Raw genomic sequence first — 24,205 nt, 5'->3', positions numbered from 1 at the left:
CGATGAAAGTCCAGCGCATTGTTGCCAATATCGAGACAGCGGATGTCGCGGCGGCGAAGCGTTTCTACCAGGATGTGCTCGGTCTCGACCTGCTGATGGACCTCGGCTGGATCGCGACCTACGGCTCGCAAGCAAAGATGGATGTCCAGGTCAGCTTCATGGCGCAAGGCGGCTCCGGCACGCCGGTGCCCGACCTCTCCATCGAGGTCGACGACGTGGATGCGGCGCTCGACGCCATGCAGGCGGCCGGCTTCGCCATCGAATACGGACCGGCCGACGAGCCCTGGGGCGTGCGGCGCTTCTACGTCCGCGATCCGTTCGGCCGGCTGATCAACATTCTCTCGCATCGGTAGACGGCCACAGGACGCTTCCGACGCTGGCGGGACAGAAGGATCTCGGCGCTCGTCCCCTTGCATGCAACTCGCTTGGCGTTTAGCAAGACCGCGGTCGCACAGCGACGCGCGCCTTTTGGGGCGCAAAGGACGCTGTGCAAATCGAAACACATTCTTTCCAGGACGGTTTCTCCATGGCAACGAAGCATCTTTTCCTGCTCCCCGGTGACGGCATCGGTCCTGAGGCCATGGCCGAGGTCAAGAAACTGATCGCGGTCATGAACGACAGGCTCGGCAGCGGTTTTGCCACCGATGAGGGGCTGGTCGGCGGCTGCGCCTATGACGCGCATGGCGCGGCGATCTCCGATGCCGACATGGAAAAGGCGATGGCGGCCGACGCGGTGCTGTTCGGCGCCGTCGGCGGTCCGAAATGGGATGCGGTGCCCTATGAGGTGCGCCCGGAAGCCGGCCTGCTGCGCCTGCGCAAGGACATGGAGCTATTCGCCAATCTGCGCCCGGCCATCTGCTATCCGGCGCTGGCGGCGTCCTCCTCGCTCAAGCAGGAGGTGGTCGAAGGTCTCGACATATTGATCGTGCGCGAGCTGACCGGTGGCGTCTATTTCGGCGTGCCCAAGCAGATCATCGATCTCGGCAACGGACAGAAGCGCGGCATCGACACGCAGGTCTACGACACGTTCGAGATCGAGCGCATTTCGGGCGTCGCCTTCGAACTCGCGCGCACCCGCAAGAACCACGTCACCTCGATGGAAAAGCGCAATGTGATGAAGTCGGGCGTGTTGTGGAACGAGGTCGTCACCCAGACCCACAAGGCGCGCTATTCCGACGTCAAGCTCGACCACATGCTGGCCGACGCCGGCGGCATGCAGCTGGTGCGCTGGCCAAAGCAGTTCGACGTCATCGTCACCGACAATCTGTTCGGCGATATGCTGTCCGATATCGCCGCTATGCTGACCGGCTCGATCGGCATGCTGCCGTCGGCCTCGCTCGGCGCGCCTGACGTGAAGACCAAGAAGCGCAAGGCGCTCTACGAGCCGGTGCACGGTTCGGCGCCCGACATTGCCGGCAAGGGCATTGCCAACCCGATCGCCATGATCGCCTCCTTCGCCATGTGCCTGCGCTATTCCTTCGGCATGGTCGATGAAGCCGACCGCGTCGAAGGCGCGATCGCCGCCGTGCTCGACGCGGGCCTGCGGACGAAAGACATCATGTCCGATGGCATGACCGAGGTCGGTACGGTTGAGATGGGCGACGCGATCATCGCCAAATTCCTGGGCTGATACCGTGACGGTCGACGTCCGCTGGGCGACGATCGAGGACGCGACGACGCTCGCGGCCATGTTTTGCGAGATGGCGGAACATTATCGGCAACCGCCTCTCGATGCCGACCGGGCCCTGTCTGCGGCACGAAAATGGCTTGGCGAGGAAAGCCCGGCCTATCCGCATTTCGCGCTCGCCTTCATCGAGGGCGAGGTCAGCGGCCTGGCGTCGGTGGCGATCGCGCATCCCGGTATCGATCTCGAGCGGCTGCTGTTCCTCAAGGACCTGTTCGTGCGCGACAAAGCCCGCAACGCTGGTGTCGGCCGGGCGCTGATCGGCTTTCTCGCCGATCATTGCCTGCGCGAAGGCATCGGCCGCATCGACCTGACCAGCGAGGACTGGAACGAAGGCGCGCAGCGCTTCTACGACCGGCTTGGCGCAGAACGCCACGGCCAGAAGGTCTTTCTCAGGCTTTCGGGCGAGGCGCTGAAGGCGATCATCCCTAGACCCTGACGCCCGCCGGCACCGGTCCCCACTGGTTTTCGCGGGCCTGCGTCGGGATCAGCGCGAAGACCAGGATGATCAGGCTGCCGATGGTCGGGATCAGCACCACCAGATAAAGCCAGCCCGAGAGGCCGATGTCATGGATGCGGCGAACGGTCATGCCGAGGCTGGGCAGCAGTGTCGCCAGGACGAAGGTGCCGCAAAGGCCGACGGTTACCGCCGCCGATACGCTGCTGTCGAAATTGCCCATTTCGTTGTCGGCGAAAAGACCGATACCGCCGATGACAAGCAGCGAGACCACCCAGAACAGGAAATAACCCCAATATTCCTTGCGGCGGGCACGTCCGGCGAAATTGAAATAGTTCTGCGTCACGCCACGCCAGAAATAGCCCCAGAGATCGGTGGGCTCGGCCGGCCCGGAGGAACGGCCGAAATGCTGGGCCTGTGGCGCAGAAGCGGATGGTGCGTTACCGGCTTGAGTTGGCGCGGCGCTCGTACCAGCGTCGCCGGCCGGTGCAGCCGTCTCGGCGGCGATCAAAAAGACGTCGCGCGCCTGGCCGCCGCCCGCCTGGAATTCCACGCCCGCGCCCTTCCGCATAGTGGTTTCCCGGCGCAGGTTTTCGCGGGTGAAGGTGTAGCGGTTGCCGTCGGCTCCGGTGATGAAGCCGAAGCCCTGGACTTCGTCATAGTGAAGCACTTTGCCGCGCATTTGCCACCCCCACTTGCCACGTCCCTGCCAAGGTGTGGCACATGGCCGAACCGATGGGCAAGACCGCATCGGGATGCGGCCAGCGTCATGCGGGCGGATGAGGCTCGTTGCCCGGTCTTACGAAGGCCGCTTCTTCGCCTTCTTGTGCTTGGGTGCACCAGAGGTGTCGAATTTCGGCTTGCCCGGCTTCTTCGCCCATGGCTTTGCATCATGCGGGGCGGCCGGGCGCTGATCGGCTGCTGCCGGTGCACGTTTTTCGAATTTGCGCTTCGGCGCGTTGGGATCGAACGGCGCCTTGCCGCGATGCGGCTTCTTGTCGGGGCTTGGCGGCTGATAGCCGGCGCGCGACAGATCGGGCGTACCGTCGAGCCGCTTCACCAGGATGTTGCCTTGCAGCTTCCGGTCGGGACCGATCGCGGCCAGGAAGCGGTCTGCCCAATCCGCCGCGATCTGCACGTAGGTCTCTTCCGGCTGCATCTTGATGGCGCCGATCTCTCGCTTCGAGATGCTGCCGGTGCGGCATAGCATCGGGATGAGCCAGCGCGGCTCGGCATTCTGCCGGCGCCCGATCGACAGCGAGAACCAGACGCTGTCGCCGAAATCGTCGCGGCGGCTGGGCGCCTCGTCGCGGCGCGCGAATCCTTCGCCCGCCGGTCTTTCACGCGACGGCGTGAAGGGCGCGATCTCCATGAGGTCCTCGGGGGCCGAGCGGCTGGCGCGGCACTGGCGCACGAAGGCAGCGGCCACCTGTTCGGCGCCATGCCTGGCGAGCAGCGCGTCGATGAAGGAGCGCTCGTCCTCCTTCACCGGCTCATCGAAAGCCGGATCGGCAAGGATGCGCTCGTCGTCGCGCCGCATCACGTCGTCGGCCGAGGGCGGGCTCGCCCATGTCGCCTTGAGGCCGGCGTTCTGCAACAGCCGTTCGGTGCGCTTGCGGGCGCTGTTGGGCACGATCAGCGCGCTGACGCCCTTGCGCCCGGCGCGGCCGGTGCGGCCGCTGCGGTGCAGCAGCGTTTCCGGGTTGGTCGGCAAATCGGCGTGGATGACCAGCTCAAGATTGGGCAGGTCGATGCCGCGCGCCGCGACATCGGTGGCGATACAGACTTTTGCGCGGCCGTCCCGCATCGCTTGCAGCGCATGGCTGCGCTCATTCTGGCTGAGCTCGCCCGACAGGGCGACGACGGAGAAGTTGCGGTTGTTGAAGCGCGCGGTCAGATGATTGACGGCGGCACGCGTGTTGCAGAACACCAGCGCGTTCTTGGCTTCGTAATAGCGCAGCACATTGATGATGGCGTTCTCGCGGTCGGGCTGGGCGACGCTCAGCGCCCGATATTCGATGTCGAGATGCTGCTTCTCCTCGCCGGCGGCCGAAATGCGCACCGCATCGCGCTGATAGCCCTGGGCGAGCGTGGCGATCGAGCGCGGCACCGTGGCCGAGAACATCAGCGTCCGGCGTTCGGCCGGAGCGGCGTCGAGGATGAATTCGAGGTCTTCGCGAAAGCCGAGATCGAGCATCTCGTCGGCCTCGTCGAGCACCACCGCCTTCAGCGCCGACATGTCGAGCGAGCGTCGGGTGATGTGGTCGCGCAGCCGGCCGGGCGTGCCGACGACGATATGGGCGCCACGCTCCAGCACCCGCCGCTCCGAGCGCATGTCCATGCCGCCGACGCAGGACGCCACGGTGGCGCCGGTCAGTTCGTAGAGCCATTCCAGTTCGCGCGTCACCTGCAAGGCGAGTTCGCGCGTCGGCGCCACCGCCAGCGCCAGTGGTGCGGCGGCGTAGCTGAAGCGCTCCGCGCCCTCAAGCAGGGTCGGCGCCAGAGCGAGGCCGAAGGCCACCGTCTTGCCGGAGCCGGTCTGCGCCGAAACCAGCGCATCGGCCTCGCCGAGCTCGGGCGCCACGACCGCCTTCTGGACGGGCGTCAGCTCGGAATAGCCGCGTTTCTCCAGCGCCCTGGCAAGCGCTGGAACAAGTGCTTCGAAGTTGGACATCTCACTCTTTCGGAATTTTAGGGTCCGCGCTCATCACGGAGCACATGCCGGGGCGGGCCTCGCGCCAGCCAAACAATCTTGGCCGTTCGTACTTCGCGCAGCCGCGATTGTACAGGGCGCGCGCAAAACCAGGCGCCGCTCGGCAATTGACTCTTGACGCAAACCGCGTAAAAGCCGGCACCGAACGGGACAGTTTCGATGCGCGGCCTTTTGACGGCTCTTCCTGCATTCGATGCCCCCAGCCTCAATGCACATCATTGGGCCGGGCGCGTCGGCGCGTCTCCTCGTTTCAGCAAAACCGCATTCTTGGCCAAGAAAACTGGCAAAACCACCACCAAAACGGTGTGATTCCCTTGGCCTAACCACCCTCTCCCGGGTTCGGCCCGGGGGACGGAACCCGCAGCGGCCAGCGGGTTTCTCCAAAAACCAAGCGGAGAGGGACAGGAGATTTTTCGATGAGTTTCAAGGTAGCGATCGTCGGCGCCACGGGCAATGTGGGCCGGGAAATGCTCAACATATTGGAAGAGCGCGGCTTTCCGGTAAGCGAAGTCGTGGCGCTGGCGTCGCGGCGCAGCCAGGGCACGGAAGTGTCGTTCGGCGACCGCACGCTGAAGGTGAAGACGCTCGACCAGTATGATTTTTCCGACACCGACATCTGCATCATGTCGGCCGGCGGCAGCGTCTCCAAGGAATGGTCGCCGAAGATCGGCAAGCAGGGCTGCGTCGTCATCGATAATTCGTCGGCCTTCCGCTACGACCAGGACGTGCCGCTAATCGTGCCGGAAGTGAACCCGGACGCGATCTCGCTGTTCACGCGCAAGAACATCATCGCCAATCCGAACTGCTCGACGGCGCAGCTGGTGGTGGCGCTGAAGCCGCTGCACGATTTCGCCACCATCAAGCGCGTCGTCGTCGCCACCTATCAATCGGTGTCGGGCGCCGGCAAGGAAGGCATGGACGAACTCTTTACCCAGACCCGCGCGGTCTTCGTCGCCGATGGCGTCGAGGTCAAGAAGTTCACCAAGCGCATCGCCTTCAATGTCATCCCGCACATCGACGTCTTCCTCGACGACGGCTCCACCAAGGAAGAGTGGAAGATGGTCGCCGAGACCAAGAAGATGCTCGACCCCAAGATCAAGCTGACGGCGACCTGCGTGCGCGTGCCGGTGTTCATCGGCCACTCGGAAGCGGTCAACATCGAGTTCGAAAAGCCGATCACCGCCGACGACGCGCGGGATATCCTGCGTGAAGCCCCAGGCTGCCAGGTCTTGGACAAGCGCGAGGACGGAGGCTACATCACGCCGCTGGAATCGGCCGGCGAGGACGCCACCTTCATCTCGCGCATCCGCGAGGATTCGACCATCGACAACGGCCTGTCGATGTGGATCGTCTCCGACAATCTGCGCAAGGGCGCCGCACTCAACGCGGTGCAGATCGCCGAGCTTTTGGTCGAGCGCGGCCTGATCCAGCCGAAGAAGAAGGCGGCCTGACGGCTGATTTAGTTTTCGCTCACGGGCCGCACCGCCGCTAGCGCGGCTGGCCCGCGGTCGCGGGCTCGGCCCTCGGCCGGGATGCTGAAGGTTTGCGGAGCATTGATGAAGGCCGATCTCCCCCGGGGGAGATCGGCAGCTTCGCCGATGCGCTACACTCGGTTGTCCTCGGCCAGCCCGATCAGCAGCTTCAGTGCCTCCTCCGCCCTATCGGCGGGAACGAACAGATGGTCGTGATAAAAGGCCGAAACCGGGTTCACGCCCATGCCGGCGGCGGCCAGGCGCGTGGTGATGACGGCGAGGAAGCCGACGGCTTCCAGCGACGAATGGATGTTCAGCGTCAGCATCCGGCAGCGGAACGAAGCGGTCAGTGCCGCGGCGTTGGCCTCCTCCTCGGTCACGATCAGCGTCACACCCTCGCGCTCGCGAAACACCATCACCGGCTCAACGCCTTCCGGCTGAGGGACGCCGGGTGCCAGCGTGACGAAGACATAGGCGCCGGCGAGCAGCTCCGGTGTCATCGACGCCAGCAGTGTCTTGAGATCGGTTTCGCCGGCCATCTGTCTTCCCTCGCCTGCAAAAAACGGGCCGCAGCCCACGTGCTCTTCAATATCCGCGACCGGCGCGTGCCGATAGTCCAGGCGCTGCAAGGACGACATGGCGATGTCGCTGGCGGCTGGGCTTGCAGAGCTGTCGCATCGCACAATAGAGAAGCTGAGGGCCAGTGCCGGTCCGTGAAAGGCCTTCGATGATCGTTCGCCCGCGCCCCACATTCCTGCAGCTGTTCTTCATCATGCGCGGTTCGGTCGTGCCACGCATCCTGCCGCAGATATTGGGCTTCGCGCTTTATTCCGCGATCATCCTGGCCGCGGCGCGCCGGTTCCAGCTTGATTTCAGCGTCTTCAACATCACGCCTTTCGGCCTGGTCGGCGTGACATTGTCGATCTATCTCTCGTTCCGCAACAACGCCGCCTACGACCGTTGGTGGGAGGCGCGCAAGCTGTGGGGCGCGCTGGTCTTCGAAATGCGCAACCTGGCACGCGCCACCACCAGCCTCATCCCGAACCAGACCGAACAGCGCGCCTTGCTGATGGAAGCGCTCGCCTTCTGTCATTTCCTGCGCGGGCAGTTGCGCAAGATCGACAGCACGAAGGATGCCCGTGCCTTCATCGACGCGGAGGCGGACAAGGCAGCAGCCTTTTCCAATCCGGCGGATGAGATGGTCAGGCGGATGGGCCGGCGTGCCAATGCGCAGCGCCTGGCGGGCGACGTCGACACGATCGGCTTTCGTATCCTCGATGAGAGGCTCGCGTCGGTCGCGGCCATCCAGGCCGGCTGCGAGCGGATCGCCGGTACGCCCTTGCCGTTCGCCTACACGCTGCTGGTGCATCGCACGGCCTATATCGTCTGCCTGCTGCTGCCGATCGGCCTGATCTCGACCACCGGTTGGGCGACGCCGCTGTTCACCGCGCTGATCGCCTATACTTTCTTCGGCCTCGACGCGCTGTCGGAAGAGCTCGAGGATCCGTTCGGCACCGAAGCCAACGACCTCGCTCTCGACAGCCTCTGCCGTGTCTGCGAAATCTCGGTGTTCGAGGCGCTGGGCGAAACGCCGCCGAAGATGATCCCGGCGGAAAAGTTCTATTTTTCGTAGGCAAAGGCGCGCGGGCTTAGCGGGATTAAAAGAATCCGCCCCGCTGTCGGATCGCCGCTCCATGCCACGTCCTTGGTTCGACCCCAGCAAGAAGGGGATAGAACCATCAGGAGGGACCATCATGAGCATTTCCGAAACCGCGCCCGTCTCGCCGGGCGCTTTGTGGACCGGCCGCGCGCTCAGCGGCGTCATCGTGCTGTTCATGATCTTCGACGGCGCCATCAAGCTGCCGCCGCTCGATATCGTCATCCAGACGATGGTGCCGCTTGGCTGGCCGGCCGATCCGAATGTCGCGCGCATGCTTGGCGTCATCGGCCTGATCTCGACCGCTCTCTATGCGCTGCCGCGCACCTCGGTGCTCGGCGCCATCCTGCTCACCGCCTATATGGGCGGCGCCATCGCCACCAATGTCCGCGTCGACAACCCGCTGTTCTCGCACATTCTGTTCGGCGTCTATCTCGGCATTATCCTGTGGGGTGGCCTGTATCTGCGCGATCCCAGGCTCCGCGCGCTGATCCCGTTCAGCCGTTAGATCCGGATCGAAGCACCGCTTTCAACTCGAAGCCTGAACCCTTTGCCGGGCAATATCTCAGGGATCGAATCGTCGAGTTGCGAGTTAGAGATTCGCCCGGCGGCGGAGGCGGCTCCTATCGGAGAGGAACGACGATGAAGAAAACGATGCTTTTGATGGCGCTGCTGGTGCCGCTCGCCGCTTGTTCGCAAACGGAAAAAGGCGCGGCCGTAGGCGGCCTCGGTGGCGCTGCCGTCGGTGCGGCCGTCGCCGGCGATCCGGTTGAAGGCGCCGTCGTCGGTGGTGCTGTCGGCGCTGTTGCCGGCGCGCTGATCGGCCGGGCGAGCGAGCGTGGCGAATGCCGCTACCGCGATAGCCGTGGCCGCGTCTATATTGACCGCTGCCCGCGCGGCTATTGACCGGGCGGCTTTTACAGACAGGGTCGAATGAAAAAACGGCGGGCACATGGCCCGCCGTTTTCCTGGATGCGATAGAGCAAATACTTATTCGGCGGTTGCGGCTTCCGCCTCGGCCGGTGCAGCCGCGGCGGCGGCAACGGCAGCAGCGGCATCTTCCTGCGCCTTCTTCAGAAGAGCAGCGCGTTCCTGCGCCTTCTTGCCCGGCTCGGCCTTCTTCGGGTTGGAACGGGCGTCGCGCTTGACGAGGCCGGCCTCGTCGAGGAAGCGCAGCACGCGGTCGGTCGGCTGGGCGCCATGCGCCAGCCAATGCTTGACGCGGTCGGCGTCGACCTTGACGCGTTCGCCGTCCTTGGGCAGCAGCGGGTTCCACGAGCCGATGGACTCGATGAACCGGCCGTCACGCGGCGAACGGGCGTCGGCAATGACGACGTGGTAGTAAGGACGCTTCTTCGAGCCCGCACGGGCCAGTCGGATCTTCAAGGGCATTTCTTTTCTCCTAAAAACTAAGTTCGTTGATTGGGTTTCAGTTGGTTTTCGTCACGCCGTTGGAAGCGGCGATCTGTTCGTGGTGGCGGATCACTTCGCGGACGACGAAGTTGAGGAATTTTTCCGCGAAATCCGGGTCGAGATGGGCATCCTTCGCCAGCTGGCGAAGCCGGGCGATCTGCTGCTGCTCGCGTGCCGGGTCGGCCGGCGGCAAGCCATGAGTCGCCTTCAGCACGCCAACCGCCTTGGTGCAGCGGAAGCGCTCGGCAAGCATGTGGATGAGGGCTGCGTCGATGTTGTCGATCGACGCCCGGTAATCTGCCAGGAGGGCGCGGGCGTCGGCCATGTCCTTTTCTTCGTTCATGGCGTCCTCACTTCTTCTTGCCAAGGCCGGGCAGCCCGCCACCGCCGAGGCCGGGAAGCCCGGGAAGTTTCATGCCGCCGGGCAAACCTGGCATGCCGCTGGGCAGGCCACCGCCGCCGGGAAGGCCTTTCATGCCGCCGCCTAGGCCGGCTGCCTGCGCCTGCTTCTGCAAGGCTTCGAGCTGCTTGGGATCCATCTTCGACAGGTCCGGCATGCCGCCGCCCATCATGCCACCCATACCGCCGGGCATCATGCCGCCGAGGCCCATCTTGGAGGCGAGGCCGCCCATCATGCCGCGCATCAGGCCGCCGCCTTTGCCCTTGCCGCCCATCGCCTTCATCATGTCGGCCATGCCGCGATGCATCTTGAGCAGCTTGTTGATTTCGGCCGCGTCGGTGCCGGAACCGGCAGCGATGCGCTTCTTGCGCGAATGCTTGAGCAAATCGGGATTGGCGCGCTCTGCCTTGGTCATCGACGAGATGATGGCGAGCTGGCGGCCGAACATCTTGTCGTCGAGACCGGCGGCGGCCATCTGGTCCTTCATCTTGCCCATGCCGGGCATCATGCCCATGATGCCGCCCATGCCGCCCATCTTCGACATCTGCTGAAGCTGGCCGGCGAGATCGTTCAGGTCGAACTTGCCCGACTGCATCTTCTTGGCCATCGCCGCCGCCTGTTCGGCGTCGATGTTCTCGGCGGCCTTTTCGACGAGCGAAACAATGTCGCCCATGCCGAGGATGCGGTCAGCGATGCGCTTGGGGTGGAATTCCTCCAGCCCGTCCATCTTTTCGCCGGTGCCGATCAGCTTGATCGGCTTGCCGGTGACGGCGCGCATCGAAAGGGCAGCACCGCCACGGCCGTCGCCGTCCATGCGGGTCAGCACGAGACCGGTGATGCCGACGCGCTCGTCGAAGCTCTTGGCCAGGTTGACGGCGTCCTGGCCGGTCAGCGAATCGGCGACCAGCAGGATTTCGTGCGGGCTCGATACCTTCTTGATGTCGGCCATCTCGACCATCAGCGGCTCGTCGATATGGGTGCGGCCGGCGGTGTCGAGGATGACGACGTCGTGGCCGCCGAGCTTGGCCGCCTGCACGGCGCGGCGCGCGATGTCGACCGGCGACTGGCCGTCGATGATCGGCAGCGTGGCGACCTTGACCTGTTCGCCGAGCTGGCGAAGCTGCTCCTGCGCGGCGGGGCGCCGCGTGTCGAGCGAGGCCATCAGGACCTTCTTGTTCTGACGCTCGGAAAGACGCTTGGCGATCTTGGCCGAAGTGGTCGTCTTGCCGGAACCCTGCAGGCCGACCATCATGATGACGACCGGCGCCGGGGCATTGAGATCGATGGCGACGCCTTCGGCGCCGAGCATGTCGACCAGTTCGTCATGAACGATCTTGACGACCATCTGGCCGGGCTTGATCGACTTGACCACGGCAGCGCCGACGGCCTTCTCGCGCACCTTGTCGGTGAAGGAGCGCACCACTTCCAGCGCCACGTCGGCTTCGAGCAGCGCACGGCGCACCTCGCGCAGCGCCGCCGAGACATCAGCCTCCGACAGCGCGCCGCGGCCGGTCAGGCCGTTCAGGATCGAACCAAGACGTTCCTGTAGCGATTCAAACATTCGTTTTCCTTTTCCCTGGCACCCGGATGGTGCCCGAGAGGTAATGCGTTCGCGCCCAGTGTCCAACCAAAAGTCCAAGCAAAAGCCAAAACCAAAAAGCACCCGGGGGCGCTCAGCGCTGCCGGGTGTTGGCCTCCAGGATCGATTTACAGCACTTCACCTCAAAGAGGTTTCGGCGTCCTGGTCGGCTTGCTCGGAGGGATACTCGTCGCGGAATTCGGGGCGTGTAGACAGGAAATCTGCGCAAGAGTCAAGACAAGGGCCGGGTAGCGTCATTCCCGGACCCGCATTCAGGCCGTGCTCGCGCGGTCCGGAAGCTCGGCGGCGACCTTGAGCGGCGAGCGCGGATGCAAAAGCAGCCCGATGGTCAGCAGGCTGCAGGCGATGCCGATGAAGGCGATGAGAACCGCATCCGACGTTGCCCAGCCCGGTCCCTCGAGCGGCCTGGCGTTGAACAGGGCGAAGGAATTGTAGCTTTCCTGATGCGAGATCAGCAGGAAGCCGGTCAGGTTGTTGCCGAGATGAGCACCCAGCGCGGCGCCGAGATTGCCTGTTGCGTAAACGACAAGCGTCAGCAGCAGCGCGAAAGCGGTGATCGACGCCAGCACACAGGCGTTGATGGCTGGCGACGAACTCGCACTCCAATGCAGCGAGGTGAACAGCAGGGCCGGCAGCAGCGCCCAGATGAACGGGCTCTTGAACCGGCTGGCCAGCCCGCGCAGCAGGTAGCCGCGAAACAGCAACTCTTCCGACGAGGTCTGCAACAGAGTGAGCGCGGCGATCGGGGTCGCAAACAGCAGCCAGGACGACAGGCTGATCGGGCCGCGCGCGATCTGCGGCTGCAAGAGATAGAGCAGGATTTCGGAGATCAACGAGGTGATCAGCACCGCGATCAGCCCCTTGAGGAAGCCGGACCACGAAACACGCCGGCTGTTGCCGAGCAGCGCCGACAGCTTCTCGCCATGCACCCAGCGCATCGCGACCCACAGGCCGATCCAGATGCCGGCGAACGAGACGAGCGCGGTGAGAATGCCGATGGGCGAAGCGAGGAAACCCTGCATGCCGGATGATGGGGCCGCCTGCCGGGCGAAGAAGGCATAGGTGCCGCCGACCAGCACGGCCACGGTGGTTGCTGCCCAAAAAAGGACGACGATCCCCGTTCCGAGCAACAGGCGCGGCAAGGTCGTCCTGGCGTTCGGCGAATGCCTGTAGCGCTCGAAGGCGGCCGGATCGATGGTCACGCGGGCTCCTTTGCCAAAGTCATCGCCTATTGACTAACCGACCGCCGGAAAAATCGGAAGTTTTCCGCAAAGGACAATGCTCAGAGCAGCGTCGGCGCAGAAGAGGCGACGCTGCGGTGCCGCCTGCCGGCGGCCGCTGCTGTGGCAGCGGCCGCTTATGCCAATTGTCGTCAGCGCACGACGTACATGATGCGCCGGGTCTGCGGATCGATCAGCGCCCGCTGGCCGTTCACATAGACATAGCGGTAATTGTAGTCCGGAATCTCGCGCAGCTCGACGGTGTCGGGCAGGGTCGCGCCGGTGACCACTTCGCCATCGAGATAGATGGGATCGAGGCGGTGCGTGTCGACATAGGTGCGGACTTCAGCCGGGGGCGGCGGGAAGTCATCCACGACCGGATCGCTGGCGATGATCGCGCCGGTATAATCGGTCGAGTAGTTGCCGATGTCCTCCGGCGGCGAGACGACAGCAACGCTGGCGCGCCGTTGCGTCAGCACCACCCGGCTGCCGCCTATATCGGCCGTCACATAGTCGGAATAGACCCAGCCCTGGCCGCCGGCCTCGGCTATGGTGCACCATTTGCTGTTTTCGATGCAGCCATTGAGCGTTGCCGACTGACCGGCGGCGAGCACGCCGATGACAGGGTATTGCGGGCCGGGTCCGGCGCGAACGTTAAGGTCGGTGATGGCTGAGACGGCGGTGTCGGCAAACGCGGCGCCCGACATCACGGTCAGCATTCCGGCGACCGCCGGAAACAACAGGGATTTCATGGTTTCTCTCCGTTTTCATGGTCCCTCGCCAGCGAAAACGGGGCAGCAGCTCATGCGTTCCCGCTAAAGCGCCTGTGCCAACTCACGATTTGTTCCCTGTTCTCCAGGCAAATCGGTCAGAAGTTCGTGAACGAAGTCCAATTTCCGCGCCGTGACGTCCGAAATGACAAAGGGATAGAGGTCCGGCAGGCCCATGCAGCGGTTGATCGAATTGGAGGCTTCCGACAGCACCAGCCAGCGGGCAAGGATCTTTTCGAAAGACTCGGGCGCGGTCGGCGGCTCCGAAGGTGCGGCCTGCAATTCGCCGCCGGTGTCGCCGCGCGGCAAGTCGTTGGCCTCCACCGTCTCCAGCCGGCCGAGCGGAAAGTTCAGTGCGTGCACCATTTCCAGCGTGTCGGTGATGTGCAGGTGGTGAGCCCAGGTCTCGGCCCAGTCCTCCCATGGATGCGAGGTCGCATAGGCCGAGATGTGGCCTTGCTGCCAGTCGGGCGGCGCACCATTGGCATAATAGGCCTTCAGCGCCTGTTCGTAATCGGCGCGGTCATCGCCGAACAGTGCGCGGAAAGCTTCGAGCCGGTGCGGATCGTCGCGGATCAGGCGGTCCCAGTAATAGTGCCCAAGCTCATGACGGAAATGACCGAGCAAGGTGCGGTAGTTCTCGCCCATCTCGACGCGCCGCTTCTCGCGCTCGGCCGAATCCGCCTCGGCGACGTTGAGCGTGATCAGGCCATTGTCGTGGCCGGTCAGGATCCGCTCGCCGCCGGGGCCGCCGCCGATCGGATCGGCGAGGAAGTCGAAGGCCAGCCCGATCTCGTCGGCGGGGTTCTGCTTGGGCGCCACCGGCAGCCCGAAGGCCAGCAGCGAATAGATGGCGCGCTTCTTCGCCGCTTCGACACGGATCCAGCGGCGGCGGTTGCCGTCGACGGAGAGATCCGGGATCAACTGGTTGAGCGCACAGGCGCGGCAAAAGGCGTGTCCGGGCTCGGCCATCCAGTTGCAGGCGCATTCATCGGCGTTGGTGCACTGGAAGATGCCGTCGACGCTGGCCAGCGTGAAACAGGCGTGCTCGGGATCGTAGAGCACGGCGTTCCCGCAGTTCAGGCACTGGGCGTTCTCGAAATAGATGCGATGGCCGCAATGGGGGCAGTCGAAGAGTTTCATGTCGGTCTCAATTCACCGGAGGTGACATAGATGTTCACGGCGGCCCGTGCCCAACGCGAACAGCCGCGCGGCGTTCCACATTTTCCTGAAGCTATTTGGCCGCAAGCTGGGCGACAACCTGTCTTGCCACCGCTTCGCCCGACAGCCGTGCGCCGCCGCAGGTCTGCATCAGCGGGCCGGCCAAGTGCTCGCCGGCGAAGAAGATCTTGTCGGCCACCGGCTGCATGAGCGCGGCGCGCGCCAGTGAACGGCCAGGGCGGGCGGCGGCGTAGGCGCCGCGCACGAAGCGCTCGCCGCCCCAATTGGTCATCATGGCGCGTCCGACATGCTTGCGCGTATCGCCACCGAAGATGCCGCACAGCCGGTCGACGACGAAGTCGATGCCGGCCGCCTCGCCGGCCGCCGACATTTCCCAGGCGAAATCGCCGCCGACGAACCCGACCATCAGGTCAAGGTCGAACGGGAAGCACAGGAAATAGATGTCGTGCCTGGCCATCCGTTCGATCAGCAGGTCGTCGAAAGGCTGCAGCCCGAGCCTTGTGCCCGATATTTCGACCGGCAATTTGGTCAGCATGCCCATCGGCAGGTCGAAGAAGGCGCCAAAATGGGTGTCGGGCAGGGCCGGCGAGAACGCGATCTCCTCGAAGGCGAGCACCGCCGGCGAAGCGGTCACGATCACCGCTTTGGCGCGGACGGTGCCGCGATCGGTGACGCAGGCGACGCCGGGCACGTCCCACAGGATCTTACGCACCGGCGTCGACAGTTCGACCGGCACGCCGGCGCCGAAACGCGCCACCAGCGCGCCAAGGCCCTCCTTGCTGAAGTAGTTCGGGTCGAGATCGGCGGCGGCTTGGAAGTCCAGGATCGAGATTTCGTCCTCGTCGGCGCCGAAATCCATCGGCCCGGCGAAGGTGGCGGCGGCGCGCGGCGCATGGCCTTTTGCCAACAGCGCCGAAAGACGATCGTCATCTCCGTCCTTCACTTCATGCCTGGCCAGCAGTTCGAACAGCTTGGCGTCGGCGGCCTTCATGTCGGCTTCTTCCGCTTCGCTCGCCTTGCGCTCGCGGTAGTAGAGATGATCGACATTCATGTCGTGATGATGCAACGTCCAGCCTGCCACTTGCGCTTCGGGAAAATAGGGATTGCGGTCGGCGGCATGCAGCCAGGCGCAGCCGATGTCGAAAGGCACGCCGAAATGCTGGTCGCTGGTCCAGGCTCGCCCGCCGATTCTGTCCATCGCTTCGAGCAGCGTGAAGGAAAGCCCCGCCGCCTGCAGGGTTTTGGCAGCGGCAAGACCCGCCGAGCCGGCGCCGATGATGACGACATCAACGTCTTGCATGCAGCCCCCTTGCCACAATAATCACTTGATCCTAGGCAAATTCCACGGCATTCGCCAGCATTGCAGCGGTGACAGTGACAAGTGCGCGTTTCGCTGGCAAGTTCGCAATTGGGACGTGATTCAGGCAATCAGGAGATCAACATGGCAATTCTTGCCAAGGGAAAGATGTTTGCAGCGGCCGCGATGGCGGTGCTTGCGCTGGCGACGGGCGCACAGGCAGCGGCCAGCTGCGGCAAGACCGGCGCCGGCTTCGAGGCCTGGAAGCAGGACTTTGCCGCGCAGGCCAGGTCGGAAGGTGTGGGCGCCAAGGGGCTGGCCGCTCTGGCCGGGGCGAACTACGCGACAAAGACCATCTCCGTCGACCGCGGCATTCACAAGGCCTTCAGCGGCTCGGTGGACGATTTCATGCGGCGGCGCGGCGGCGCGGCGATTATCTCCAAGGGCCGGTCGCTGAAAAAGTCGAATGCGGCGCTGTTCTCCAAGATCGAAGCGAATTACGGCGTGTCGCCGGGCGTGTTGCTGGCCATCTGGGGTATGGAAACCGGCTTCGGTTCGGCCATGGGCAACCAGAACACCGTCTCTGCGATTTTGACGCTTGCCTATGATTGCCGCCGCCCGGGGTTCTTCTACCCGCATGCGATCGCCGCCCTGAAGCTGGTCGATCGCGGGGCGCTGACAGCCTCGTCGGTCGGGGCCGCGCATGGCGAGATCGGACACACGCAGTTCCTGCCAGGAAACGTCCTGAAATATGGCGTCGGCGGCGGAAACCTGCGCGACAAGGGCACGGCGCTGGCTTCCACCGCCAACTTCCTCAAGGGCCATGGCTGGCGGGCAGGCGCGAGCGCGAGTGCGAATATGGGCGCGATTGCCGGCTGGAATTCCGCGAGCGTCTATCAGCAGGCCATCGCCCGCATTGCCACGGCGATCGACGGCGATTGACGGACCATGCACCGGGCAGAAGGCCCCGGCCATTTTTGACTTGATCGAAAACCCGGCATGAATGCCGGGTTTTTATTTGATTTCGAGCGTGTAGGAGCAGCCGGCCAGGGTCTTGCCGGGATGGGACTCGACGGTCGAGACGTTGAGCTTTACGTCCGTGGAGAAGGCCAATCCTTCCGACTCTTCGGTGCTGTGGACAACGACTTTCTCGCCAAGGAATTTTTGCGGCGTGGAAAAAACGGCCATGACGTCGAGTTCTTTTGCAAGCTCCGGCGCGGCAACGCCGTCGAGCACGGCCATCGGCCCCGCAGCGGTAAACACGATCGATCCTGTCTCGCGGTTGAACACGCGGATTTTGGCCGGCAGTTCGTATTGGCTGAGAAACGGATTGGCGGAGGCAACCTCCTTCCAGCCAAGCGTTTCAACGGCACCCGGTGCGCTGGACAGCCACAGGGCAAAGTCGTTGTAAGTCGGAACGTCCGCCCTGCACTCGATCAGCGCGGGAAGGTCAAGAGAGGCGGGGTCGAACTCCTGGCCGGCGGCCGGCGTCGCCAGAACAACCAGCGGCGCCAGGCAGCGACCGAAACCGCGCATCCGCCCTACTTGGCGCGGTTGCGCGCTGCCAGCGTTCTCAGCCGCAGTGCATTGAGGCGGATGAAGCCGGCGGCGTCCTTCTGGTCATAGGCGCCACGGTCATCCTCGAAAGTGACCAGCGCATCGGAGTAAAGCGTCTTCTTCGACTTGCGGCCGGTGACCATGACGTTGCCCTTGTAAAGCTTGAGCCGCACCGTGCCCTCGACGTCTTCCTGGCTCTTGTCGATCATCGCCTGCAGCATCAGCCGTTCGGGCGCAAACCAGAAGCCGTTATAGATCAGCTCGGCGTAACGCGGCATGAACTCGTCCTTGAGGTGGGCCGCACCTCGGTCGAGCGTGATCGATTCGATGGCCCGGTGGGCGGCGATCAGGATGGTGCCGCCTGGCGTTTCGTAGACGCCGCGCGACTTCATGCCGACGAAGCGGTTCTCGACCAGGTCGAGCCGGCCGATGCCATTGTCGCGGCCAAGATCGTTGAGTGTCGCCAGCATGGTTGCCGGCGACAATTTCTTGCCGTTCAGCGCGATCGGATCGCCCTTCAGGAACTCGATCTCGATCTCGGTGACCTTGTCCGGCGCGTCCATCGGCGAAACGGTGCGCTGATGAACGAATTCCGGCGGCTCCACCCACGGGTCTTCCAGCACCTTGCCCTCGGAGGACGAATGCAAGAGGTTGGCGTCGACCGAGAACGGTGCATCGCCCTTCTTGTCCTTCGGCACCGGGATCTGGTGCTGCTCGGCGAAATTCATCAGGTCGGTACGCGACTTGAACGTCCAGTCGCGCCACGGCGCGATGACCTTGATGTCGGGGTTCAGTGCGTAAGCCGAGAGCTCGAAGCGAACCTGATCGTTGCCCTTGCCGGTGGCGCCATGCGCGATCGCATCGGCGCCGGTTTCCCGGGCTATATCGACCAGATGCTTGGAGATCAGCGGCCGGGCGATCGAGGTGCCGAGCAGATAGGTGCCTTCATAGACGGTGTTGGCGCGGAACATCGGGAAGACGAAGTCGGCGACGAATTCCTCGCGCACATCGACGATACGGATGTCCTTGATGCCCATCATCTCGGCCTTGCGGCGCGCCGGTTCCAGCTCTTCACCCTGACCGAGATCGGCGGTGAAGGTGATGACCTCGGCGCCGAACTCGGTCTGCAGCCATTTCAGGATGATGGATGTGTCGAGACCGCCGGAATAGGAGAGCACGACTTTCTTGATGTCTTTGGTTTTGGACATTTTTACCCCGTCGGTGGCGGACGCCCCAGCCTGGGCGTCACGGATTTGTCGCAGCGCCTTTTAGCAGGAACGGCAGAGCGAGCAAGCACGCGTGCGTGCATGGCTTCTGGTCCAGCGTATGGCGGGAGCACGATGCCGGCAGCGGAAACAACCTGCTGCAATCAAAGGCTGCATTTGCCGGTGAGACTTAATCAAGTTTTCATGCCGTGCCGCTAACACTTACGACAAAGCCGCCTTGGGCACGTTCCGGGCGGCTTCTTGCCTGCCTTGTCGCGGGCTCCTCGGGCTTGGGCGACTCTCGATGCGCGTCATATCATGCATCGCCACGGAGCATAATCTGTGGCTTGTCCTCCTGGCGGCGCTGATGTGTGTCACCGGCTGCTGGGTGACGATCGGTCTCTTCGACCGCGCCAGGAAAACCGCCGGCGTGCAGATGCGAGGCTGGCTGTTTCTGACCGCGGTTGCCGCCGGCTCTTCGATCTGGTGCACGCATTTCATCGCCATGCTGGCCTATCAGCCCGGCGCGCCGATCACCTTCGATCCGGCGCTCACCATGATATCCCTGGTCATAGCGATGACCGGAACCGGAGCAGGTTTCGCCCTTGCCTTGAACAGGCCCCGGCGCCTGGCGCCGGAATGGGGCGGCTGCGCCGTCGGCCTCGCGATTTCAGCCATGCACTATACCGGCATGATGGCCTATCATGTGGCCGGCATCGTCGAATGGGACGGCGGCTACGTCGCCGCTTCGCTGCTGATCGCGATGGTCTTTGCCGCCGCGGCGATCGGCCAGGTGGTGCGCCGGCCATACCGCTGGTCGCAATATCTCGGCATCGGGCTGTTCGTGCTGGCGATCGTCGGCCTGCATTTCACGGCGATGGCGGCAGTGGCGGTGACCCCGCTCTCCTTCATCACCACGGGCACCAATCCCGATATACTCGAAGCGATGGCCGTCGCTGTCGCCGTTGTCGGCATGATCGTCGCCGCCACCGGCTTCGCCAGCTACCTGATCGACGAACGCGGCCGGCTGGAAAGCTTCGAGCGGCTCCAGCATCTCGCCCTCAATGACGCGCTCACAGGCCTTGCCAACCGGGTCTCCTTCAACGACCGCCTCGATCATGAGATCGAGCGGGCAGGCGAGGACGGGGACATGATGACGGCCGTCATCGTCATCGATCTCGACCGCTTCAAGGAGATCAACGACCTCAGGGGACACGCGGCCGGCGACCAGGCTCTCAAGATCATCGCCCGCAGGTTGGCGAAACTCGCCGGCGAGGGCGAATTCGTCGCTCGGCTCGGCGGCGACGAATTCGCGGCCATCAAGCGCTTCAAGGACCAGAACGACCTGCTCGGCCTGGTGTCGCGGCTGGAAAAGTCATTGTTCGAACCCTTGCGGCTCGACGATTTCGAGATCGTCACCGGCGCCAGCATCGGCGTCGCCGTGCATCCGCGCGACGGGGCCGACCGGGAGCGGCTGGTCAGCAATGCGGATCTGGCCATGTACCGGGCCAAGGGCGACGTGACGCGTGCCGTCTGCTTCTACGAATCGGCCATGGACGAGACGGCACGGGCGCGCCGCGCGCTGGCCACCGACCTTCGCCAGGCGATCGACCGCGGCGAGCTTTCGCTTCACTATCAGGTGCAGACCTCGGTCCCGACCGGCGCCACCTGCGGCTACGAAGCGCTGCTGCGCTGGACCCATCCCGTGCATGGCATGATCCCGCCCGCCGAATTCATCCCGATTGCCGAAGAGAACGGCTCGATCATGGCGATCGGCGAATGGGTGCTGCGGACCGCGTGCCGGCAGGCGGCCTCGTGGGGCAATGGCCACAAGATCGCGGTCAATTTGTCGCCGGTGCAGTTCGCCCATGCCGATCTCGCCAAGCTCGTCCATCAGATCCTGATCGAGACCGGGCTGTCGCCGAAACGGCTGGAGCTGGAGTTGACCGAATCGACGATCGTCGCCGACAAGGTGCGCACGCTGCATGTCCTGCGCCAGGTCAAGGCGCTTGGGGTGACGATCGCGATCGACGATTTCGGCACCGGCTATTCATCGCTCGATACGCTGCGCTCGTTTCCCTTCGACAAGATCAAGCTCGACCGCTCATTCATGGCCGATGTCGAGCGAAGCCCGCAGGCCAAGGCCATCATCCGGGCGGTGCTGACGCTGGGCCGCAGCCTCGACATTCCGGTGCTCGCCGAAGGCGTCGAGACACATGTCCAGCTCACCATCCTGCAGGTCGAAGGCTGCAATGAGGCGCAAGGCTATTTTCTCGGCCGGCCCAAGCCGATCGACCAGATCACCGGGGACACCGATGTCCGCAACGATCGACTCTTCGCGGAGGAGCCAGCGAGGATACGGCTGAGGCCGGCCGTCCAGCGAATGCCGTGCAGACGCCTGCTGGATCGAGATCGGACCGCTGCTGTGTCTGGCGTCGACATGGCGCATCCTGTATAGGCCTCCCAATTCCCTGGGGCCGTCCATGTCGTTCATTCCAGACACCACCACGCTGATCCAGTTCGCCATCGCCACGGTCATCCTGGCGATCACGCCGGGGCCGGACATGACCCTGTTCGTCTCGCGCACGCTGAGCCAGGGCCGTGCCACTGGCTTTGCCTCGATGGCCGGCGCGCTGTGCGGCACGCTGATCCACACCACGCTGGTGGTGGTCGGCGTCTCGGCGCTGATCGTCGCCTCGCCGATGGCATTCTTCGTGCTGAAGATCTTCGGCGCCGGCTATCTCGTCTTCCTGGCCTGGCAGGCAATCACCAGGGGCTCGGCCTTTTCGCCGGAAAAGAAGACAGGCCCCGAGATTTCGCTGTTGCGCAGCTGGGCGGCGGGCCTCGGCGTCAATCTGCTCAACCCGAAGATCATCCTGTTCTTCATGACCTTCCTGCCGCAGTTCGTCTCCGCGCATGATCCGAACGCACCGGGAAAGCTGTTTTTCCTGGGCACGATGTTCATCGTGCTGTCGGTCCCGGTGACGGTGCCGATGGTGCTGGCGGCGGAAAAGTTTTCGGCGGCGATGAAGGCCAGCCCGCGCGTTACGCGGGTGGTCGACTATCTGTTTGCCGGCGTGTTCTCCGCCTTCGCCCTCAAGATCCTGACGGCCCAGGCGAAGTAGGCGCCGTCATCCTGTCCGGCCATCCTCTTTTGATCCTGGTTCGCCTTGCCACCAGCTTGCGGCCCAGCGCCCGGCGCTGAGCCAATAAAAGATACCACCGACCATGCCGCTGCCGATCACGGCCATGATGGCGCTGGTGTCCCTGACGGCGAAGGCGGTGTCATCGCTGTGGTCGGCAAGCCCGAGGAAAACACCGGCAACCACCGCGCCCGCCAGCGCATAGAACAGCCAGTCGCGCCGGCCCAGGATTTCGGCAAGCAGGATGACGACAGAGGCCGGCATCAGGGCGAAATAGGCGACGAACAGGGCGGCGAAAGGAATTGAAAAATACAGGGAAGCCGTCGCCGTCGGATGCGCATGCTCCGGCGTGTAGCCGAGCGATGCCAGGAACAGGATGTTGAGGAAGGCGCTCGCCGCCAGTGAGGCGACGGCATAGCCGAACAGGATGACGGTGAAACGGATGAGATAGCCGACGAGACGCGCCATCAATCCCGGCCCAGATTCCGGCCCGTGCCGGACCTGCGTCCAGCCAGAAGCCAGTAGACCGAACCAGCGGCGATGCCGGCGGTGGCGAGAAAACCCAGAAAGCCCGGATTGAAGACAAAGCTGCTGGCCGAGCGCGGCATGGATACGCCAAAGGTGATGGACGTGATCGCACCGGTGGCGGCGAAGTAGAACCATCCCCGAAGTGAAAACCGTTCGGCGACAAAAAGCGCCGGACCGACGATCAACAGCGCGCCGATCATTACGGTCAACACGGCGAGCGGGAACGAGCCAAGCCAGTCGAAGGCGAAAATGATCGACCAGTTGCCGTCTTCGATGCCTTCCAGAAGAGCGATCAGCAGCACCGGCACCAGGATCGAGGTCAGCACGGCGGCGACATAGCCGACCGCCATGATGGCGAGGCGTCTTAGCCAGGCGAAGGGGCGGTTCACGCCTCGCCGTGCCCCGCTATCATCATCGCTTCCAGAGCCAGCCGGTCCACCTTGCGCATGCGCTCGGAGTCGGATTTGAGCTGGCCGCAGGCGGCGAGGATGTCGCGGCCGCGCGGCGTGCGGATCGGCGAGGCATAGCCGGCATTGTTGATGTAGTCGGCGAATTTCTCGATCGTCTCCCAGTCCGAGCACTGGTAATTGGTGCCCGGCCACGGGTTGAACGGGATCAGGTTGATCTTGGCCGGAATGCCCTTGAGCAGCTTGATCAGTCCCTTGGCGTCCTCGATGGAATCGTTGACGTCCTTCAGCATCACATATTCGAAGGTGATGCGCTTGGCGTTCGACAGGCCGGGATAGGCGCGGCAGGCGGCGATCAGTTCCTTCAGCGGATACTTCTTGTTGATCGGCACAAGCAAGTCGCGCAGATCGTCATTGGTGGCATGTAGCGAGATTGCCAGCATGACGCCGATTTCCTCGCCGGTGCGGAAGATTTCCGGCACGACGCCGGAGGTCGACAGCGTGATGCGCCGCTTCGACAGGGACAGGCCGTCACCGTCGGAAGCGATCAGCAGCGCCTTCTTCACCGCTTCGAAATTGTAAAGCGGCTCGCCCATGCCCATCATGACGATGTTGGACACTTTGCGGCCTTCGGCCGGCACGATGGCGCCGTCGGGCGTGTCGCGGTCAGGGAAATCGCCGAGCCGGTCGCGGGCGGTGAGCAGCTGGGCGAGGATCTCCTCGGCCGTCAGATTGCGCACCAGCTTCTGCGTGCCGGTGTGGCAGAACGAGCAGGTCAGCGTGCAGCCCACCTGGGAGGAGATGCACAGCGTGCCGCGACCCTCTTCGGGAATGTAGACGGTTTCGATCTCGACAGGCCGGCCGGCGCCGCGCGGCGGAAAGCGGAACAGCCACTTTCGCGTGCCGTCGGCGGAAATCTGCTCCTCGACGATCTCGGGCCTGGCGACGGTGAAATGCTTGTCGAGCTCAGCACGCAGATCCTTGGAGATGTTGAACATGCCGGCGAAATCGGAGACGCCGCGCACATACATCCAGTGCCACAGCTGCTGGGCGCGCATTTTCGCCTGGCGCTCGGGCACAGCGCCTGATGCAACCAGAGTCTCGGCGAGTTCGATCCGCGTCAGGCCGATCAGCGACTGCTTTTCGGGCTGTGCCGAGCGGGCACGCAACGCGTCGCGGGCGCTGTCAGTGGTGAGATCGAATGAAAGGGTCATGGTTGCACTGATATAAGCGGTTTGCGGCCGATTTCACGCATCGTGCCGGAAAGGAAGCGCGGCGCATAGCACAGGTTGAGGGCAGAGTCATGCTCAGCTAGCTTTACGATCTACGATCGCCTTGGAACGACGTCGGCACCGCCCCTCGTCATGGCGGGCATTTCTCTCCCGATAATGCCTGTCTTGCGGCGGCAGCGCGTTTGGCTGATGGCTTCCCCCACTCCGTCGCTGCTTCGCAGCGCCACCTTGTATCTACACGAGAGAGATTTCGTGGGATTAGAGCGAT

General features: G+C 64.0%; 26 protein-coding genes. 11 read left to right on the top strand and 15 right to left on the bottom strand.

The features are described 5' to 3' along the window. Positions 1-2 precede the first annotated feature (2 nt). From AC0L2D_RS29830 to AC0L2D_RS29820, 3 genes are all read left to right on the top strand, one after another. Positions 3-353, top strand: a complete 351-nt coding sequence (locus tag AC0L2D_RS29830; protein ID WP_063173390.1) for a VOC family protein — start codon at positions 3-5, stop codon at positions 351-353. Positions 354-526: 173 nt separating this feature from the next. Next, complete coding sequence (gene leuB / locus AC0L2D_RS29825; protein ID WP_473543743.1) at positions 527-1,630, top strand: 3-isopropylmalate dehydrogenase; 1,104 nt, start codon at positions 527-529, stop codon at positions 1,628-1,630. A gap of 4 nt (positions 1,631-1,634) precedes the next feature. Further along, positions 1,635-2,123, top strand: coding sequence for a GNAT family N-acetyltransferase (locus tag AC0L2D_RS29820; protein WP_224675804.1), 489 nt, complete (start codon positions 1,635-1,637; stop codon positions 2,121-2,123). Here AC0L2D_RS29820 and AC0L2D_RS29815 read toward each other — a convergent pair. Together AC0L2D_RS29815 and AC0L2D_RS29810 are read right to left on the bottom strand one after the other, a co-directional pair. Further along, the gene (locus AC0L2D_RS29815; protein WP_063169563.1) at positions 2,113-2,823 is read right to left on the bottom strand and encodes a DUF805 domain-containing protein; all 711 of its coding nucleotides are present in this window, start codon (positions 2,821-2,823) and stop codon (positions 2,113-2,115) included. The genes AC0L2D_RS29820 and AC0L2D_RS29815 overlap by 11 nt on opposite strands. 117 nt (positions 2,824-2,940) lie before the next feature. Beyond that, positions 2,941-4,815 carry a DEAD/DEAH box helicase gene (locus AC0L2D_RS29810; protein WP_473543741.1) on the bottom strand — a complete coding sequence of 625 codons (1,875 nt, stop codon included), beginning with the start codon at positions 4,813-4,815 and terminating at the stop codon, positions 2,941-2,943. Between the two features lie 198 nt (positions 4,816-5,013). Here AC0L2D_RS29810 and AC0L2D_RS29805 point away from each other — a divergent pair, with 198 nt between their 5' ends. Then, positions 5,014-5,163: a hypothetical protein gene (locus tag AC0L2D_RS29805; RefSeq protein WP_164753489.1), complete on the top strand. Its 150-nt coding sequence runs from the start codon at positions 5,014-5,016 to the stop codon at positions 5,161-5,163. 107 nt (positions 5,164-5,270) lie between these two features. Continuing rightward, positions 5,271-6,305 carry an aspartate-semialdehyde dehydrogenase gene (locus tag AC0L2D_RS29800; protein WP_013528795.1) on the top strand — a complete coding sequence of 345 codons (1,035 nt, stop codon included), beginning with the start codon at positions 5,271-5,273 and terminating at the stop codon, positions 6,303-6,305. Between the two features lie 152 nt (positions 6,306-6,457). Here AC0L2D_RS29800 and AC0L2D_RS29795 read toward each other — a convergent pair whose 3' ends face one another. Continuing rightward, positions 6,458-6,865 (bottom strand): ACT domain-containing protein, encoded by a 408-nt coding sequence (locus AC0L2D_RS29795; RefSeq protein ID WP_473543791.1) that lies wholly within the window; start codon positions 6,863-6,865, stop codon positions 6,458-6,460. Between the two features lie 188 nt (positions 6,866-7,053). Between AC0L2D_RS29795 and AC0L2D_RS29790 the strand changes: the two genes are divergently transcribed. The 3 genes from AC0L2D_RS29790 to AC0L2D_RS29780 all read left to right on the top strand — a co-directional run bounded on the left by AC0L2D_RS29790 (position 7,054) and on the right by AC0L2D_RS29780 (position 8,889). Further along, positions 7,054-7,959, top strand: coding sequence for a bestrophin family protein (locus AC0L2D_RS29790; protein ID WP_127367180.1), 906 nt, complete (start codon positions 7,054-7,056; stop codon positions 7,957-7,959). Positions 7,960-8,080: 121 nt separating this feature from the next. Next, positions 8,081-8,491 (top strand): DoxX family protein, encoded by a 411-nt coding sequence (locus AC0L2D_RS29785; protein ID WP_027162877.1) that lies wholly within the window; start codon positions 8,081-8,083, stop codon positions 8,489-8,491. Positions 8,492-8,625: 134 nt separating this feature from the next. Then, positions 8,626-8,889, top strand: coding sequence for a YMGG-like glycine zipper-containing protein (locus AC0L2D_RS29780; RefSeq protein WP_013528799.1), 264 nt, complete (start codon positions 8,626-8,628; stop codon positions 8,887-8,889). 84 nt (positions 8,890-8,973) lie between these two features. Here AC0L2D_RS29780 and rpsP read toward each other — a convergent pair whose 3' ends face one another. The 7 genes from rpsP to AC0L2D_RS29745 all read right to left on the bottom strand — a co-directional run bounded on the left by rpsP (position 8,974) and on the right by AC0L2D_RS29745 (position 15,868). Beyond that, positions 8,974-9,375, bottom strand: coding sequence for a 30S ribosomal protein S16 (rpsP, locus tag AC0L2D_RS29775; protein WP_013528800.1), 402 nt, complete (start codon positions 9,373-9,375; stop codon positions 8,974-8,976). Between the two features lie 37 nt (positions 9,376-9,412). Continuing rightward, the gene (locus tag AC0L2D_RS29770) at positions 9,413-9,739 is read right to left on the bottom strand and encodes a chorismate mutase (RefSeq protein ID WP_013528801.1); all 327 of its coding nucleotides are present in this window, start codon (positions 9,737-9,739) and stop codon (positions 9,413-9,415) included. A gap of 7 nt (positions 9,740-9,746) precedes the next feature. Next, complete coding sequence (gene ffh, locus AC0L2D_RS29765; protein ID WP_024504031.1) at positions 9,747-11,357, bottom strand: signal recognition particle protein; 1,611 nt, start codon at positions 11,355-11,357, stop codon at positions 9,747-9,749. Between the two features lie 290 nt (positions 11,358-11,647). After that, positions 11,648-12,598, bottom strand: coding sequence for a lysostaphin resistance A-like protein (locus AC0L2D_RS29760; protein WP_473543737.1), 951 nt, complete (start codon positions 12,596-12,598; stop codon positions 11,648-11,650). A gap of 170 nt (positions 12,599-12,768) precedes the next feature. Then, complete coding sequence (locus AC0L2D_RS29755) at positions 12,769-13,368, bottom strand: DUF1236 domain-containing protein (RefSeq protein WP_473543735.1); 600 nt, start codon at positions 13,366-13,368, stop codon at positions 12,769-12,771. Between the two features lie 63 nt (positions 13,369-13,431). Next, positions 13,432-14,529 carry a zinc-binding metallopeptidase family protein gene (locus tag AC0L2D_RS29750; RefSeq protein WP_473543733.1) on the bottom strand — a complete coding sequence of 366 codons (1,098 nt, stop codon included), beginning with the start codon at positions 14,527-14,529 and terminating at the stop codon, positions 13,432-13,434. Positions 14,530-14,620: 91 nt separating this feature from the next. Further along, complete coding sequence (locus AC0L2D_RS29745) at positions 14,621-15,868, bottom strand: flavin monoamine oxidase family protein (RefSeq protein WP_013528806.1); 1,248 nt, start codon at positions 15,866-15,868, stop codon at positions 14,621-14,623. Between the two features lie 141 nt (positions 15,869-16,009). On the opposite strand from AC0L2D_RS29745, the gene AC0L2D_RS29740 reads away from it, so the two are divergent. Next, positions 16,010-16,807 carry a lytic murein transglycosylase gene (locus AC0L2D_RS29740; protein ID WP_024504026.1) on the top strand — a complete coding sequence of 266 codons (798 nt, stop codon included), beginning with the start codon at positions 16,010-16,012 and terminating at the stop codon, positions 16,805-16,807. A gap of 72 nt (positions 16,808-16,879) precedes the next feature. Here the strand turns inward: AC0L2D_RS29740 and AC0L2D_RS29735 are convergent, their stop codons facing one another. Beyond that, positions 16,880-17,401 carry a hypothetical protein gene (locus tag AC0L2D_RS29735; RefSeq protein WP_473543731.1) on the bottom strand — a complete coding sequence of 174 codons (522 nt, stop codon included), beginning with the start codon at positions 17,399-17,401 and terminating at the stop codon, positions 16,880-16,882. A 5-nt stretch (positions 17,402-17,406) separates the two neighbouring features. Then, on the bottom strand, positions 17,407-18,630 hold the full coding sequence (locus AC0L2D_RS29730) for an argininosuccinate synthase (protein WP_013528809.1): 1,224 nt from the start codon (positions 18,628-18,630) through the stop codon (positions 17,407-17,409). A 301-nt stretch (positions 18,631-18,931) separates the two neighbouring features. Between AC0L2D_RS29730 and AC0L2D_RS29725 the strand changes: the two genes are divergently transcribed. Both AC0L2D_RS29725 and AC0L2D_RS29720 read left to right on the top strand, forming a co-directional pair. Continuing rightward, complete coding sequence (locus AC0L2D_RS29725; protein ID WP_473543729.1) at positions 18,932-21,085, top strand: putative bifunctional diguanylate cyclase/phosphodiesterase; 2,154 nt, start codon at positions 18,932-18,934, stop codon at positions 21,083-21,085. 25 nt (positions 21,086-21,110) lie between these two features. Beyond that, entirely contained in the window at positions 21,111-21,752 is a 642-nt protein-coding gene (locus AC0L2D_RS29720) for a LysE family translocator (RefSeq protein WP_013528810.1), read from the top strand. A gap of 6 nt (positions 21,753-21,758) precedes the next feature. Here AC0L2D_RS29720 and AC0L2D_RS29715 read toward each other — a convergent pair whose 3' ends face one another. Genes AC0L2D_RS29715 through rlmN form a run of 3 tightly spaced genes read right to left on the bottom strand, consistent with a single transcriptional unit; the run spans position 21,759 to position 23,919 of the window. Then, positions 21,759-22,238, bottom strand: coding sequence for a hypothetical protein (locus tag AC0L2D_RS29715; RefSeq protein WP_473543727.1), 480 nt, complete (start codon positions 22,236-22,238; stop codon positions 21,759-21,761). After that, a complete protein-coding gene (locus AC0L2D_RS29710; protein ID WP_473543725.1) occupies positions 22,238-22,687 on the bottom strand; it encodes a hypothetical protein in 450 nt (149 codons plus the stop codon). Before AC0L2D_RS29710 ends, AC0L2D_RS29715 begins: the two co-directional genes overlap by 1 nt. Then, entirely contained in the window at positions 22,684-23,919 is a 1,236-nt protein-coding gene (rlmN, locus tag AC0L2D_RS29705; protein ID WP_027162882.1) for a dual-specificity RNA methyltransferase RlmN, read from the bottom strand. The genes AC0L2D_RS29710 and rlmN overlap by 4 nt, the downstream gene beginning before the upstream one ends. Between the last annotated feature and the right edge of the window lie 286 nt (positions 23,920-24,205).

It is taken from the genome of Mesorhizobium sp. WSM4833 (assembly GCF_055811095.1).
Note: the sequence above shows the minus strand (reverse complement) of the source record. Positions and strands in the feature narration are given on the sequence as shown.

What these genes read in the sequence shown, in the direction of transcription:
- AC0L2D_RS29830 (WP_063173390.1), top strand. Translation starts at nt 3, where the DNA reads ATGAAAGTCCAGCGCATTGTTGCCAATATCGAGACAGCGGATGTCGCG.
- leuB (WP_473543743.1), top strand. Translation starts at nt 527, where the DNA reads ATGGCAACGAAGCATCTTTTCCTGCTCCCCGGTGACGGCATCGGTCCT.
- AC0L2D_RS29815 (WP_063169563.1), bottom strand. Translation starts at nt 2,823, where the DNA reads ATGCGCGGCAAAGTGCTTCACTATGACGAAGTCCAGGGCTTCGGCTTC.
- AC0L2D_RS29810 (WP_473543741.1), bottom strand. Translation starts at nt 4,815, where the DNA reads ATGTCCAACTTCGAAGCACTTGTTCCAGCGCTTGCCAGGGCGCTGGAG.
- AC0L2D_RS29805 (WP_164753489.1), top strand. Translation starts at nt 5,014, where the DNA reads ATGCGCGGCCTTTTGACGGCTCTTCCTGCATTCGATGCCCCCAGCCTC.
- AC0L2D_RS29800 (WP_013528795.1), top strand. Translation starts at nt 5,271, where the DNA reads ATGAGTTTCAAGGTAGCGATCGTCGGCGCCACGGGCAATGTGGGCCGG.
- AC0L2D_RS29795 (WP_473543791.1), bottom strand. Translation starts at nt 6,865, where the DNA reads ATGGCCGGCGAAACCGATCTCAAGACACTGCTGGCGTCGATGACACCG.
- AC0L2D_RS29790 (WP_127367180.1), top strand. Translation starts at nt 7,054, where the DNA reads ATGATCGTTCGCCCGCGCCCCACATTCCTGCAGCTGTTCTTCATCATG.
- AC0L2D_RS29785 (WP_027162877.1), top strand. Translation starts at nt 8,081, where the DNA reads ATGAGCATTTCCGAAACCGCGCCCGTCTCGCCGGGCGCTTTGTGGACC.
- AC0L2D_RS29780 (WP_013528799.1), top strand. Translation starts at nt 8,626, where the DNA reads ATGAAGAAAACGATGCTTTTGATGGCGCTGCTGGTGCCGCTCGCCGCT.
- rpsP (WP_013528800.1), bottom strand. Translation starts at nt 9,375, where the DNA reads ATGCCCTTGAAGATCCGACTGGCCCGTGCGGGCTCGAAGAAGCGTCCT.
- AC0L2D_RS29770 (WP_013528801.1), bottom strand. Translation starts at nt 9,739, where the DNA reads ATGAACGAAGAAAAGGACATGGCCGACGCCCGCGCCCTCCTGGCAGAT.
- ffh (WP_024504031.1), bottom strand. Translation starts at nt 11,357, where the DNA reads ATGTTTGAATCGCTACAGGAACGTCTTGGTTCGATCCTGAACGGCCTG.
- AC0L2D_RS29755 (WP_473543735.1), bottom strand. Translation starts at nt 13,368, where the DNA reads ATGAAATCCCTGTTGTTTCCGGCGGTCGCCGGAATGCTGACCGTGATG.
- AC0L2D_RS29750 (WP_473543733.1), bottom strand. Translation starts at nt 14,529, where the DNA reads ATGAAACTCTTCGACTGCCCCCATTGCGGCCATCGCATCTATTTCGAG.
- AC0L2D_RS29745 (WP_013528806.1), bottom strand. Translation starts at nt 15,868, where the DNA reads ATGCAAGACGTTGATGTCGTCATCATCGGCGCCGGCTCGGCGGGTCTT.
- AC0L2D_RS29740 (WP_024504026.1), top strand. Translation starts at nt 16,010, where the DNA reads ATGGCAATTCTTGCCAAGGGAAAGATGTTTGCAGCGGCCGCGATGGCG.
- AC0L2D_RS29735 (WP_473543731.1), bottom strand. Translation starts at nt 17,401, where the DNA reads ATGCGCGGTTTCGGTCGCTGCCTGGCGCCGCTGGTTGTTCTGGCGACG.
- AC0L2D_RS29730 (WP_013528809.1), bottom strand. Translation starts at nt 18,630, where the DNA reads ATGTCCAAAACCAAAGACATCAAGAAAGTCGTGCTCTCCTATTCCGGC.
- AC0L2D_RS29725 (WP_473543729.1), top strand. Translation starts at nt 18,932, where the DNA reads ATGCGCGTCATATCATGCATCGCCACGGAGCATAATCTGTGGCTTGTC.
- AC0L2D_RS29720 (WP_013528810.1), top strand. Translation starts at nt 21,111, where the DNA reads ATGTCGTTCATTCCAGACACCACCACGCTGATCCAGTTCGCCATCGCC.
- AC0L2D_RS29715 (WP_473543727.1), bottom strand. Translation starts at nt 22,238, where the DNA reads ATGGCGCGTCTCGTCGGCTATCTCATCCGTTTCACCGTCATCCTGTTC.
- rlmN (WP_027162882.1), bottom strand. Translation starts at nt 23,919, where the DNA reads ATGACCCTTTCATTCGATCTCACCACTGACAGCGCCCGCGACGCGTTG.